Genomic DNA, 13,484 nt, shown 5'->3' with positions numbered 1-13,484 from the left:
GGATAGGGTTGCCCACGTCACAATAATAGATCGGTCAGGACGATCAGTGGACTATTTCGTCGGTCGGCGGTTTGGAGAGAGAAATTCGGAAGCGGGGCAAGATGCCGCGCGGCCGAAGGGGTTCGCTGGCCATAACAACATCGCCTTTTCTCCGCTTTTCGACACATTGACCCCGGCCATCGTCCGCTGGGTCACGGACCGGCGCGGCCGCTTGCGACAGGTGGAGGGCGGCCCGACCGCCTTTGGCCGGCAATGTGAATCGGCGGTGGCCGCGCGGGGCTGGGCCGCCTTGCTGTCCGCCCGCGACCGGCGACAGGTCATCCACATCGCCGCCCATGCCGACCGGCCAAAGCCGCTGCGCCTGTCCCTGACCCTCGGCGGTCGGACGCGGCAGGCCCTGCTGCGCATGGCGCGCGGGCAGGACGCGGACGGCGCGCCCTTCTGGTACGGCACGGTCGAGGATATTCACGACCATGCCGATGAGGAGATGCGCGCGCTGCGCGCCGTCGCGATGGAGAATGAGGAGCATTACCGTTCCTTCGTCGAACTCAGCCCGCAGGTTCCGTGGACCGCCCGGCCCGATGGCCGGATAGAGGAAGTCGGGCCGCGCTGGGAAAGCCTGACCGGCACCACCCGCGACGATGCGCTGGACGGCGGCTGGATTCGGTCGCTCCACCCGGACGACGTGACTCAGGCGCTCGCGATATGGGCGGCAAAGCTGGAAAGCGGCGACCCCGTCGATGTCCGCTATCGGGTACGCGGCGGCGACGGCCATTATCGCTGGATGCGCGCGCGCGGCGAGGCGCGGCGGGACCGGCACGGCGCCATCGTTCGCTGGTACGGCACGCTGGAGGATATTCACGAGGCCGAACTGACGCAGCAGGCCCGAACCGACAGCGAGGAGCGCCTGCGGCTGGCCGTCCAGTCCGCCGGGCTGGGCATCTGGGACTATGACCTTGTCACCGGTATCCGCATCTGGTCCGACGAGTTCAGGACGATGCTGGGCATCGCGCCCGATCTGGAGGCCACCTCAGACCTCATCCTGCAACTGGTCCATGCCGACGACCGCGCCATCCTTCAGGAGATGATGGCGGCGGTGACGGGCCATGCCATGTCGCCCCATTTCGACGCGACGCTGCGCATCCACCGGGCGGACACGGGGGAGATGCGCTGGATCAGGAGCGTCGGCTGGGCCACCAAGGCCGCGCTGGCGAAATCCTCGCTCCCCGGCTCCCACCCGGATTCCATCGCGCGCATCCTCGTCACCTTCCGCGACGTGACGAAGGAGCGGGATTCGGAGGAGCGCATCCGCTGGACCGCGACGCATGATCCGCTGACCAAATTGCCCAACCGCGCGCTGTGGCAGGCGACGCTGGACGACATGGCCACCGATGCCACACGGACCGGGGGCAGCTTCGGCCTGCTGCTGCTCGACATCGACGAACTCAAGCGCGCCAATGACACGCGAGGCCATGACGCCGGTGACGCGCTGATCCGCAATTTCTCCCGCCGCCTGCGCGCCGCCGCGCCGGACGACGCCATGGTCGGGCGGCTGGGCGGCGACGAATTTGGCCTCATCGCCCCGTCGCTGGCCGACAGCAGCCTGTTGCAGCAATGCAGCGCCCGCATCCTCGCCGCGCTGCGCCGCCCCTATGCCTTCGAGGGGCAATTGCTAGAATGCAGCGCCAGCATCGGCGGCGCGGTATTCGGGGAGCATGGCGCGGACGCGCAGACATTGCTCAAGGCGGCGGACCTCGCCCTCTATGCGTCGAAGGGCACGGGCCGGGGTCGGTTGACGCTCTTCCACCCCGCGCTGCGGATGGAGGCGGAAAAGCGCAGCGCGATGATCCAGCTCGCGCGCGACGCCATCGACCATGGCCGCATCATCCCCTATTATCAGCCGCGCATCGACATGCGGACCGGCCGGGTGCTGGGCTGTGAGGCGCTGCTGCGCTGGACCCACCCGGAACGCGGCATCCAGTTGCCCGGCACCATCGCCGCCGCCTTCGACCATGCGGAGATCGGCGTTACCCTGACGCAGACCATGCTGGCCGCCGTGACACGCGACATCCGCGCCTGGCTGGACGCGGGCAAAAGTCCAGGGAGGGTCGCGATGAACGCCTCCGCCGCCGATTTCATGCGTGGCAATTTCGCCGACTATGTGCTGGACGCCCTGTCCCGCGCGGGTGTGCCGACCTGCAATTTCGAGATTGAAGTCACTGAAACCGTCTTTCTGGGGCGCGGCGCATCCCATGTGGAGAAGGCGCTGGAGCAATTCGCCAGTGCGGGCGTCCGCATCGCGCTGGACGATTTCGGCACCGGTTACGCCTCACTCAGCCATCTCAAGCAATATCCGGTCGATGTGGTGAAAATCGACCGCAGCTTCGTGCGCAATCTGGAACAGGACCGGGGCGACGAAGCGATCGTCGACGCCATCGTCAAGCTGGGCAGCAGCCTGGGCATCGAAGTGGTCGCGGAAGGCGTGGAGACGCTGGGGCAGAAGGACATCCTCCTGCACCATGGCTGCACGGTCGGGCAGGGTTTCTTGCTCGCCTATCCGCAACCCCATTCGACGATCATTTTCTGACCCGGCGGGATCATCGTCTGACGGTGCCCGGCTATTAACTAGGTGCCCATAACTGGGCCGACCGAAAACGACTCGGAGCGGCGTGGCTGACCGCTCAAACGGCCGCCAGCAGGCGCGGCTCCAGCGGCTTGATGGCGAGGGCGGAGATCAGCAGCTTGCGGTAATGCCGCGCGCGGTCGATATAGAATTGACGGATTTCCGGCAATTTCGTCGCAGCCGCGAGCCGATAATAACGCTCGATCCGGCGCTCAAGATGTTCGCAGCTCCACGCCTGACCCATCGCATCCTCCACTGGTTCGATTGCACAATATATTGTGCCATGAATGTTTCCTAGCGCAGCATCCCCTGCCGTCTGGATGCGCCAAACCGTGCGTGGTGAGCGCCAGTACGAAAAACCCCTTCATCGCCCCGCAATCTCCCGCCGCCTGCCGACGGTCGGGGCCTTGCGCCCTTTTCGACACCAGCGCGCATCTCCCTGCATCCATTTGCCTCCGCAAACATTCTGCACAGGGATGCCCATGCTGCGGCGCAAGGAGATTGCCGTGACCGACCGCCACCCTATCGACCACCGCCCCGATGACGCGCGGGATACAGGCGCACCCGCGCCGGATCGCCATGCGTCACACAGCGCCGAGGGCCGCCCCGCCCGCCCGCGGCTGAGCCTCGCCTTCGCATCTGCAACAAAATCCCCAACGCCGGACTGATCCGCCCATCTTGGTGCGTCGGGCGTCATCCCACCCGCGCCCGGCCTGCCCTCCCGCCTGCATAAGCCCCTCCCTCCTGCATAAAGGACTGGTCTTGAGCCTGCTTCCAGAGCGCCTTGACGGCGGAACCCCCTACCCCCTTGGCGTCTCCTTCGACGGGCTGGGCGTCAATTTCGCGGTCTTTTCCGCCAATGCCACGCGGATCGAGCTGTGCCTGTTCGACCCCGGCGGCCGCAAGGAGATCGCCCGCTTCGACCTGCCCGAATGCACGGACGAGGTCTGGCACGGCTTCCTGCCCCACGCCCGGCCGGGCCTGCTCTACGGCTATCGCGCCCATGGGCCGTATGAGCCGGAGAACGGCCACCGCTTCAACCCGAACAAGCTGCTGATCGACCCCTATGCGCGCAAGCTCTCCGGCGCGCTGAAATGGACCGACGCGCTGCACGGCTATCCGGTGCGGGGCCGCCGTGCCGACCTGGGCTTCGACAAGCGGGACAGCGCGCCCGCCATGCCCAAATCGGTCGTCACCCATGACAGTTTCGACTGGTCGCGCGACGTGCGGCCCAACACACCCTGGTCGAAGACGGTGCTGTACGAGGCGCACGCCAAGGGCCTGACCAAATTGCTGGAGGATGTGCCCGCGCAGGAACGCGGCACTTTCGCGGGCCTCGCCCATCCCCGCGTGATCGACCATCTGCACCGGCTGGGCGTGACCGCGCTGGAACTGATGCCGATCCACAGCTTCACGCAGGACCGCTATTTGCAGGAAAAGGGCCTGCGCAATTATTGGGGCTATAACAGCCTCAACTTCTTCACCCCCGAACCCAGCTATTTCGCCAGCGACACGCAGGACGAACTGCGCGTCGCCGTCCGCCGCCTGCACGCCGCGGGGATCGAGGTGATCCTCGACGTGGTGTATAATCATAGCTGCGAGGGCAGCGAACTCGGCCCGACGCTGTGCTGGCGCGGCCTCGACAATGCGACCTATTACAGCCTTCTGCCCGACGACCGGCGCTACTGCCTGAACGAGACTGGGACCGGCAACACCTTCAACCTGGGCCATGCCCGCGTGATCCAGATGGTGGCGGACTCGCTGCGCTACTGGGCGACCAGCTTCGGCATCGACGGTTTCCGCTTCGACCTCGGCCTGACGCTGGGCCGCACGCCGACCGGCTTCGATCCCAGCGCGGGTTTCTTCGACGTGCTGCGGCAGGATCCGATCCTCGGTCGGCTGAAACTCATCACGGAGCCATGGGATGTGGGCATGGGCGGCTATCAGCTCGGCAATTTCCCGCCCGGCTTTGCGGAGTGGAACGACAAATATCGCGATACAGTGCGCAAATATTGGCGCGGCGATCCGGGGCAGCGGGGCGATCTCGCCGCCCGCCTCTCCGGCTCCGGCGACCTGTTCGACCGGCGGGCGCGGCGGCCATGGGCCAGCGTCAATTTCCTGACCAGCCATGACGGCTACACGCTGGCCGACATGGTCGCCTATGAGGAGCGGCATAATGAGGCGAATGGCGAGGATAATGGGGACGGCCACGACAATAACCTCTCGCGCAACTGGGGCGCGGAGGGGCCGACCGACGATCCGGGCATCGTGGCGACGCGGGCGCGGGTGCAGCGGTCGCTGCTGCTGACCCTGTTCGCCTCGCTGGGCACGCCGATGCTGGTCGCGGGCGACGAGTTTGGCCGGACGCAGGGCGGCAACAACAACGCCTATTGCCAGGACAATGCGATCAGCTGGCTCGACTGGAGCCTGCTGGGGACGGAGGCCGGTGCCGCGCTGACCGATTTCACCGCCCGCATCATCGCCCTGCGCCGCGACTATCCGGTGCTGCGCGCGCCGACCTTCCTCTATGGTCAGGACTCGCCCGGCCATGGCGTCGGCGACATCGAATGGTGGGACGAGCGGGGACAGCAATTGTCGGACGGCGACTGGGGCAATCCCGATGGTCGCGCCCTGTCGATGCGCCGCGCGATCAAGCTGGACGACGGGCGGGTGGAGGCGATCAACCTGCTGCTCAACGCCAGCGACGACGCCATCCATTTCGCCCTGCCCGGCCCGTTCAGCGAGCGCAGCCTGCTGGTCGACAGCGCCCGCCCCGAACTGGTCGATGTGTCGGTGGAGGGCGATTATACGCTGGAGCCGCACAGCGCCGTGCTGATCCGCTCGCTCTGGGCGCTGGAGGGGGAATGACCTTCTGGGGGCCGACATCGGCGGGACCGGACGCGACCCGCTTTCGCCTCTGGGCGCCCGGGCAGGCCGCACCCCGGCTGGAGGTAGAGGGGCGCACGCCTGTCCGCATGACCGCCCGCCCCGACGGCTGGTTCGAGGCGGAGGTGACGAACGCCGGCCCCGGCACCGCCTATCGCTTCCTGCTGGACGACGGGCTGGCCGTGCCCGACCCCGCATCACGGGCGCAGCGCGGCGGCGTGCATGGCTGGAGCCTCGTCACGGCCCACCCCGCCCCCTCCGCCACGCCATGGCAAGGGCGGCCATGGGAGGAGGCGATCGTGCAGGAGGTGCATGTCGGGGCCTGCGGCGGATTCCGGGGCCTCCTGCAACATCTGCCGCGCATCGCCGACCTTGGCGTGACCGCCGTCGAACTGATGCCGGTCAACGCCTTCGCGGGCACGCGCGGATGGGGCTATGACGGGGTGCTGCCCTTCGCCCCCCATGAAAGCTATGGCACACCCGCCGACCTCCGCGCGCTGGTCAACCGCGCGCACGAACTGGGCCTGATGATCCTGCTCGACGTGGTCTATAATCACTTCGGTCCCGACGGTAATTATCTGGGCGCCTATGCCCCCGCCTTCTTCCACGCCGATGCGGTGACGCCATGGGGCGGCGCGGTGGCGGTGGATCAGCCGCCGGTCGCGGCCTTCTTCGTCGAGAACGCCCTGATGTGGCTGGAGGATTATGGCTTCGACGGGCTGCGCTTCGACGCGGTGCACGCGATTGGCGACCCCGGCTTCCTCGACCGGATGGCGACGCAAATCCGGGAGAGAGTGGGGACCGCGCGACCCATCCACCTGATCCTCGAAAATGAGCATAATGATGCGGCCCGCCTCGCCCCCGGCCTGTACGACGCGCAATGGAATGATGATTTCCACAATGTCCTGCACGTCCTGCTGACCGGCGAAACGAGCGCCTATTACGCCGACTTCGCGGATCGCCCGGCGGAGCGGCTGGCGCGTTGCCTGAGCCAGGGCTTCATCTATCAGGGCGAACCCTCCCCCAATCAGGACGGCAAGCCGCGCGGCACCACGAGCGGCCACCTGCCCCCCACCGCCTTTGTCGCCTTCCTCCAGAACCATGACCAGATCGGCAACCGCGCGCTGGGCGAGCGGCTGCCGCTGCTGACCGACAGCGCGCGGCTGCGGGCGGCGACGGCGCTGCTGCTGCTCGGCCCACACATCCCTCTGCTGTTCATGGGCGATGAGCAGGGATCGCATTCCCCCTTCCTCTTCTTCACCGATTTCCACGACGAACTCGCCGATGTCGTGCGGGAGGGCCGCCGCCGCGAATTCGCGAAGTTCGACGCCTTTCGCGACCAGGATGCCCGCGCCCGGATACCGGACCCCAATGCGATGGCGACCTTCACCGCGTCCCTCCCGCAGCCCGGCCCGGACGCGGCGCAATGGGAGGGGCTGTACCGCACCCTCATCGCGCTGCGAACGCGCCATATCATGCCCCGGCTGCGCGGCGCGACGGCCATCGGGGGGGAGGCGCTGGGCGACCGGGCGGTCAGCGCGGTCTGGCGGATGGGCGACGGCACGATCCTGACCATCCTCCTCAATCTGGGCGACACGCCGGTCCCCTTCGCCGCCCCGCCCGGCAAGGCCATGTTTACGGAGGGCGACCCCGGCGCACCCGCCAGCTTCGCCGCATGGCTGCGCCCCGCATGACCACCCCCTCCACCATCCCCCGCGCCACCTATCGGCTGCAACTCCACGCCGGTTTCCCCTTTGCGGAGGCGGAGGCGATCGTCCCCTATCTGGCGGATCTGGGCATCAGCCATGTCTATGCCTCCCCCATCACCATGGCGGCCAGCGGCTCCACCCATGGCTATGACGTCATCGACCCCACCCGCATCAACCCGGAACTGGGTGGGGAGAGCGGCCTGCGCTCGCTGGTCGCGACGCTGAAGGCGCATGGCATGGCGCTCATCATCGACATCGTGCCCAACCATATGGGCGTAGCGGGCGACGAAAATCGCTGGTGGATGGACGTGCTGGCGAACGGCCGCGACAGCATCCACGCCGCCACCTTCGATATCGACTGGGGCGATATCGACTGGCGCGACATGGACCGGGGCGAGGACCAGCCGATCACCCTCCCCATACTCGGCGTCCCCCTGCCGGAGGCGCTGGTGACCGGCGTCGTCCGACTGGTGGAGACGGACAGCAGGCTGGGCGTCGAGGTGCATGGCGGTTCCGTCTACCCGATCCGCCCCGACGATCCTGTGTTCGAGGAAGTGGCCCCGCTCGCCACCCATGACCCCGCCAGCGAGAGTGGCCGCGCGGCGCTCTCCTCCCTGCTCGCCCGCCAGCATTACCGGCTGGTCTATTGGCGCGGCGCGCATGACAACATCAACTGGCGGCGCTTCTTCTCGATCAACGAGCTCGCGGGCGTGCGGGTGGAAGACCCCGCCGTCTTCGCCGCCACCCACCGGCTGGTCTTCGACCTGTTCCGCGACGGGCTGATCGACGGGGTGCGGGTCGATCATGTCGATGGGCTGGCCGATCCTGCCGCCTATGGCCGCGCCCTGCGCGCGGGCTTCGCCGCCATCGCGCCGGACCGCCCCGCCTATATCGTGGTGGAGAAGATCCTCGCCGCCGACGAACCGCTCGCCATCGACTGGGGCGTGGACGGCACCAGCGGCTATGATTTCATGCGGGAGGTTGCGGGACTGCTGCACGATCCGGCGGGCGAGGCGCCCCTGCGCGCGCTCTGGGCCGGGATCAGTGGCCGTACCCCCGATTTCGAGGAAGAGGCGCTGGCCGCCCGCCGCGACCTGCTGAGCTGGCAGTTCGAGGGACAGCTTTGCGCCTGCGTAGACAGTTTCGTCCGCCTCTCCCGCGCGGCGGGGCAGACGTGGATGACCGGCGGTATGCTGCGCCGGGCGATCGAGCGGCTGCTGTGGATATTCCCCGTCTATCGCACCTATGGCACGGGGACGGATGCTCCGGCCAGCGATCGCGCGATCCGCGACGCCGCCCGCCGCGCCGTCGCCCCGCTGGTCCCGCCCGGTGAGGGGCCGGTGATCGACTTCATCCTCGACCGGCTGGCGGGCGCACCGTTCGACCACGCCGATTCCGACCCGCCTGTCGCCCCCGATCTGGCGGCGGACGCCGTGCGCCGCTTCCAGCAACTGTCCGCCCCCATAGCGGCCAAGGGGGTGGAGGACACCGCCTTCTACCGTCAGGCCGTGCTGCTTTCCGCCAATGACGTCGGTTTCGATCCGGCCCGCATCGCCCTCCCCGTCGCGGATTTCCATGCCGCGATGCAGGCGCGCGCCGCCACCCATCCCCATGCGATGCTGGCCACCGCCACCCATGACCATAAACGGGGCGAGGATGCCCGCGCGCGGCTGGCGGTGCTCAGCGCCATCCCCGCGCTCTGGGCGGCGCAGGTGCGCGACTGGCTGGCGCTGGTCCAGGCGCAGGCGGAGGGCATCGACCCCGCCGACCTCTACCAGTTGTTCCAGGCGCTCGTCGGCGCATGGCGCGAACCGGACGACGCCCTCACCGCCCGCATCCATGGCTGGCAGGAGAAGATGCTGCGCGAGGCCAAGCTGCGTTCCTCCTGGGAAGCGCCCGACGAAGCCTATGAGGAACGCTACCGCGCGATGGCGACCGCGCTGCTGGCGGAGGGCAGCGTCTTTCGCGCGGATTTCGTCGCCTTCATGGCCCGCATCGCGCCCGCCGCCCTCGCCAACAGCCTCACCCAGACGCTGCTGCATTACAGCGTGCCCGGCGTGCCCGATTGTTATCAGGGGTGCGAGTTGATGGATTATAGCACGGTGGATCCCGGCAACCGCGATCCGGTCGACTATGCCACCCGCCGCACCCTGCTCGCCACGCAGAGCGAAACGCCCGGCGAAAGCGGTGCCGGAACCGGAGACGCCACCAAGCTGGCGCTGGTCCGCCAGTTGCTCGCCCTGCGCCGCGACCATCCGCGCCTGTTCGCGCAGGGCGACTATCGCCCCCTCCCCGTCACCGGATCGCGCGCCACCCATGTCATCGCCTTCACCCGCACGCAGGGCGATGAGACGCTATTTTGTGCCGCCGCGCTGCATCTGGGCGCGCCGCTGGTCGGCACGGGCGCTCGCCTGCCGGACGGCGACTGGTGGGGCGATACGATGATTGGCACGGGCGATGGCGCGCAGCCCGCTAGCGCCCTGTTTGCCCGCAAAACCGTGCATGTCGCCCTCTCCACGGCAACTAATTGATTGATCGACATTAATCAGAACGAAATGAATGAAACCCAAAGGCGTCAGCCATGTTTAACCCTCGAACGCCTGTCCCCTGCATCCGTGGCAGCGGGTGGACGGGATAGTCTGAACGGGAAGAAGTACGATGCTCAATTGGCTGACCGACAATGTTTCCGTCTTCAAGATCCAGCATAACGCGCATCATGAGTTTCATATGAGCGTGGAGCAGCATCTGCTGCACCGCGCACGGATCGGCGATGCGCCCCTCTTCCTCGACCCGCGCGACCGCGACTCCTGCATCGCGCGCGATACGCTGTGGGAGTTGCGGGTGATCCTGTCCGACGGCGCAAGCTATGATCTGGCGGGGCCGAGCCTTGAGCAGTGCATCCGCGCGACCAAGGCGCTGATGACGCGGGCCGACCCGCTGCATCTGGCGGCCTGACTCACAGGATTCGGGTAGGGCGTCCATCCGCCCTGCCTTTGCGTCATGCGCATCTTCACCATCGGCTATGAGGGCGTCACGCAGGCCGCCTTCATCGAACGGTTGCAACACGCCGGCGTCACTTTGCTCGCCGACGTGCGAGCGGTTCCGCTGTCGCGGCGTCCCGGCTTCTCCAAGAATATCCTCGCCGCCGGCCTGAAGGAGGCCGGGATCGACTATGTCGGCTACAAGGCGCTCGGCACGCCCCCCGCCGGACGAGAGGCCGCGCGCAAGGGCGACCTCGCCACCCTGTCGCGCATCTATGCCGCGCAACTCGATCTTCCCGAAGCCCTCGTACGGGCCGCCCAACTGGCTGACCGCGCGGCGGAGGCGCCCACCGCCCTCCTCTGTTTCGAACGCAGCCCCGCCTGCTGTCACCGCTCCCTGCTGGTGAAAAGCGCCTTTCCCGAAGCGGAGGTCATCGACCTGTTCGTCTGACCGGCGTCAGCCGTCAATACGCGGCGACGGATAGTCCCTCCCCTCCAACACCGTTCATCGCATCGCCATTGCCACGCTCCGCTCTTCGGAACATACAGTGAACATATGGCCAAACTCACCCGTCTCGAAAAACTCGCCATTCTGGCCGACGCCGCGAAATATGACGCGTCCTGCGCGTCCAGCGGCGCGACGAAACGGGATTCACGGGACAGCGGCGGCATCGGCTCCACCACCGGCATGGGCATCTGCCACAGCTATGCGCCGGACGGCCGCTGCATCTCGCTGCTCAAGATATTGATGACAAACCAGTGCATGTTCGAATGCACTTATTGCATCAACCGCTCCTCCTCCAACGTGCGGCGGGCGGCGTTCACGGTGCAGGAGGTGGTCGACCTGACCCTCGACTTCTACAAGCGCAACTATATCGAGGGGCTGTTCCTCTCCTCCGGCATCGTGCGCAGCCCCGACTACACGATGGAGCAGATCGTGGAGGTCGCCCGGCGCCTGCGGGAGGAGCATGGCTTCCGCGGCTATATCCACCTCAAGACGATACCGGAGGGCGACGCGGACCTGATCGCGCGGGCGGGCCGCTATGCCGACCGCCTGTCGATCAACCTCGAACTGCCCACCGACGATGGCATCGCCGCACTCGCCCCGGAAAAGGATGGCGCGCGCATCCGCCGGACCATGGCGCATCTGGGCGCCCGCATCGGCGACGCGAAGGCGGAGCGGCGAACCTCGAAAAAAGCGCCCGTGTTCGCCCCCGCCGGGCAGAGCACGCAGATCATCGTCGGCGCGGACGCCTCCAACGACGACCATATGCTGCGGACGAGCAGCGCCCTCTATGGACGCTATGGGTTGCGGCGGGTCTATTATTCCGCCTTCTCCCCCATCCCCGACGCCAGCCGCTCCCTGCCGGCCCAGCCGCCGCCCCTGCTGCGTGAGCATCGTCTGTATCAGGCCGACTGGCTGCTGCGCTTCTATGGCTTTTCGGTGGAGGAGATCAGCGCGACCATGCAGGGCGGCCATCTGGCGCTGGACATGGACCCAAAGCTGGCCTGGGCCATCGAGCGGCGCGAGATGTTCCCCGTGGACGTCAACCGCGCCCCGCGGGAAAGCCTGTTGCGCGTGCCGGGGCTGGGCGCGCGGGTGGTGGACCGGCTGATCGCGGCGCGGCGGCACCGCCGCCTGCGGCTGGACGATGTGGCCCGCCTGTGCCGCTCGCTGCGCGCGATCCGCCCCTTTATCGAGGCGGCGGACTGGCGGCCCGTCGGTCTGCTCGACCGCGCGGACCTGAAGGCGCGGATCGTCCCGGCAAAGCCGCCCGCGCAATTGTCCCTCTTCACGACCTGACCATGCGCTCCGCCCCCGTGCACCTGCCCCTGACCCCGCCGGCAATCCTGCCCGTCACGCTGGCCGCCCCCGATGATTTCACCGGCTGGCGGGATGCGGCGCGCGCCCTGCTGGCGGCGGCGATCCCGCCCGACCGTATCGACTGGACCGTGGCGGGGACGGGCATGGCGGACCTGTTCGCCGTCGCGCAACCCCTGCCCGCGCCCGTGACGACCATGGCGCAGCCGGTCCCCCGCGCCCTCCTCCACCTCCTCCGCCACGCCCTGCTGCACCGCGCGCCGGGGCGGTTCGCCCTTGCCTATCGCACCCTGTGGCGGCTGCGCGAGCGGCCCCGGCTGCACCTCGACCCCGCCGACCCGGACATGATCGCGCTCGCCGCCCTCGCCAAATCGGTGCGACGCGACCTGCACAAGATGCACGCCTTCGTCCGCTTCCGCAAAGTGGGCGAGGCGGACGGGCGCGAACGGTTCGCCGCATGGTTCGAGCCGGACCATCATATCGGTCGCGCCGTCGCGGGCTTTTTCCGCAATCGGTTCGCGGGCATGGACTGGCTGATCGTCACGCCGCAGGTCAGTATCGGCTGGGACGGCGCGACCCTGCGCGAGGGGCCGGGCGGCACCCCCGCCGACGTGCCGGGCGGCGACGCGGTGGAGGCGGAATGGCGCGCCTATTACGCCAGCATCTTCAACCCCGCCCGCGTCAAGGTGGCGATGATGAAGAAGGAGATGCCGGTGCGCTACTGGCGCAACCTGCCGGAAAGCGCGCTCATCCCGGAACTGATCCGCCGCGCAGAGACACGGGTCGACGCCATGGTGGAGACGGTTCGCAGCGAGGCCGACCTGTTCGCCCCGGCCGAGCCGGGGGGTCGCCGGTTCGAGAGCCTGACCGCCCTCTACGCCGCGCTCGCCGCCGAGGACACGCCCCCATCGCCGGGTTTCTCCAGCCATGTCGTGCCGGGCGAAGGATTGCCATCCGCCACCATCCTGTTGGTCGGCGAACAGCCGGGCGAGCAGGAGGACAAGGCCGGTCGCCCCTTCGTCGGTCCCGCCGGCCAGGTGCTGGACGCCTGCCTGGCGGAGGCCGGGATCGACCGCGCCAGCGCCTTCCTCACCAATGCGGTCAAACGGTTCAAGTTTACGTCGCAGGGCAAGCGGCGGCTGCACGCCACCCCCAATGCGGGCGACATCGCCCATTATCGCTGGTGGCTGGCGGAGGAGATACGGCTGGTCAACCCGACCATCGTCGTTGCTCTGGGCGCGACCGCGCTGCACGCCCTGTCTGGCCGAAAGCAGGCGCTGGCCCCGGTGCGCGGCGACCTGTTGCCGTGGCAGGACCGCCGCCTCCTCGCCACCGTTCACCCCAGCTACCTGCTCCGCCTCCCCGACGCACAGGCCCGCGACATCGAACGGGACCGCATGGTGCGCGATTTGCGAAAGGCGCTGGCCGCGGCATGACCGCCGCGCGCGGGCAGAGGCGAGCGG

General features: G+C 68.1%; 9 protein-coding genes. 8 read left to right on the top strand and 1 reads right to left on the bottom strand.

Translation table 11 applies throughout. The features are described from left to right. The first annotated feature begins 46 nt into the window (after positions 1-46). The gene (locus LWE61_RS05325) at positions 47-2,587 is read left to right on the top strand and encodes a sensor domain-containing protein (RefSeq protein ID WP_234148984.1); all 2,541 of its coding nucleotides are present in this window, start codon (positions 47-49) and stop codon (positions 2,585-2,587) included. Between the two features lie 94 nt (positions 2,588-2,681). On the opposite strand, the gene LWE61_RS05320 is transcribed toward LWE61_RS05325, so the two are convergent. Further along, positions 2,682-2,867, bottom strand: a complete 186-nt coding sequence (locus tag LWE61_RS05320; RefSeq protein ID WP_234148983.1) for a hypothetical protein — start codon at positions 2,865-2,867, stop codon at positions 2,682-2,684. 518 nt (positions 2,868-3,385) lie between these two features. Between LWE61_RS05320 and glgX the strand changes: the two genes are divergently transcribed. From glgX to LWE61_RS05285, 7 genes are all read left to right on the top strand, one after another. Continuing rightward, entirely contained in the window at positions 3,386-5,491 is a 2,106-nt protein-coding gene (gene glgX, locus LWE61_RS05315) for a glycogen debranching protein GlgX (protein WP_234148982.1), read from the top strand. Then, positions 5,488-7,203, top strand: a complete 1,716-nt coding sequence (gene treZ, locus LWE61_RS05310) for a malto-oligosyltrehalose trehalohydrolase (protein ID WP_234148981.1) — start codon at positions 5,488-5,490, stop codon at positions 7,201-7,203. The genes glgX and treZ overlap by 4 nt, the downstream gene beginning before the upstream one ends. Further along, positions 7,200-9,749, top strand: a complete 2,550-nt coding sequence (gene treY / locus LWE61_RS05305) for a malto-oligosyltrehalose synthase (RefSeq protein ID WP_234148980.1) — start codon at positions 7,200-7,202, stop codon at positions 9,747-9,749. The genes treZ and treY overlap by 4 nt, the downstream gene beginning before the upstream one ends. A gap of 127 nt (positions 9,750-9,876) precedes the next feature. After that, positions 9,877-10,173 (top strand): hypothetical protein, encoded by a 297-nt coding sequence (locus tag LWE61_RS05300; protein WP_234148979.1) that lies wholly within the window; start codon positions 9,877-9,879, stop codon positions 10,171-10,173. 45 nt (positions 10,174-10,218) lie between these two features. Further along, a complete protein-coding gene (locus LWE61_RS05295) occupies positions 10,219-10,650 on the top strand; it encodes a DUF488 domain-containing protein (RefSeq protein ID WP_234148978.1) in 432 nt (143 codons plus the stop codon). A 105-nt stretch (positions 10,651-10,755) separates the two neighbouring features. Next, positions 10,756-12,003: a putative DNA modification/repair radical SAM protein gene (locus tag LWE61_RS05290; protein ID WP_234148977.1), complete on the top strand. Its 1,248-nt coding sequence runs from the start codon at positions 10,756-10,758 to the stop codon at positions 12,001-12,003. A 2-nt stretch (positions 12,004-12,005) separates the two neighbouring features. Then, positions 12,006-13,457 carry a UdgX family uracil-DNA binding protein gene (locus LWE61_RS05285; RefSeq protein WP_234148976.1) on the top strand — a complete coding sequence of 484 codons (1,452 nt, stop codon included), beginning with the start codon at positions 12,006-12,008 and terminating at the stop codon, positions 13,455-13,457. The last annotated feature ends 27 nt before the right edge of the window (positions 13,458-13,484 follow it).

Origin of the sequence: Sphingobium sufflavum (genome assembly GCF_021403115.1) — a bacterium.
Lineage (GTDB): Bacteria > Pseudomonadota > Alphaproteobacteria > Sphingomonadales > Sphingomonadaceae > Sphingobium > Sphingobium sufflavum.
The sequence above is the reverse complement of the archived record's forward strand: the minus strand, read 5'-3'. Positions and strand labels throughout refer to the sequence as shown.

What these genes read in the sequence shown, in the direction of transcription:
- treZ (WP_234148981.1), top strand. Translation starts at nt 5,488, where the DNA reads ATGACCTTCTGGGGGCCGACATCGGCGGGACCGGACGCGACCCGCTTT.
- LWE61_RS05295 (WP_234148978.1), top strand. Translation starts at nt 10,219, where the DNA reads ATGCGCATCTTCACCATCGGCTATGAGGGCGTCACGCAGGCCGCCTTC.
- LWE61_RS05320 (WP_234148983.1), bottom strand. Translation starts at nt 2,867, where the DNA reads ATGGGTCAGGCGTGGAGCTGCGAACATCTTGAGCGCCGGATCGAGCGT.
- treY (WP_234148980.1), top strand. Translation starts at nt 7,200, where the DNA reads ATGACCACCCCCTCCACCATCCCCCGCGCCACCTATCGGCTGCAACTC.
- LWE61_RS05300 (WP_234148979.1), top strand. Translation starts at nt 9,877, where the DNA reads ATGCTCAATTGGCTGACCGACAATGTTTCCGTCTTCAAGATCCAGCAT.
- LWE61_RS05290 (WP_234148977.1), top strand. Translation starts at nt 10,756, where the DNA reads ATGGCCAAACTCACCCGTCTCGAAAAACTCGCCATTCTGGCCGACGCC.
- LWE61_RS05285 (WP_234148976.1), top strand. Translation starts at nt 12,006, where the DNA reads ATGCGCTCCGCCCCCGTGCACCTGCCCCTGACCCCGCCGGCAATCCTG.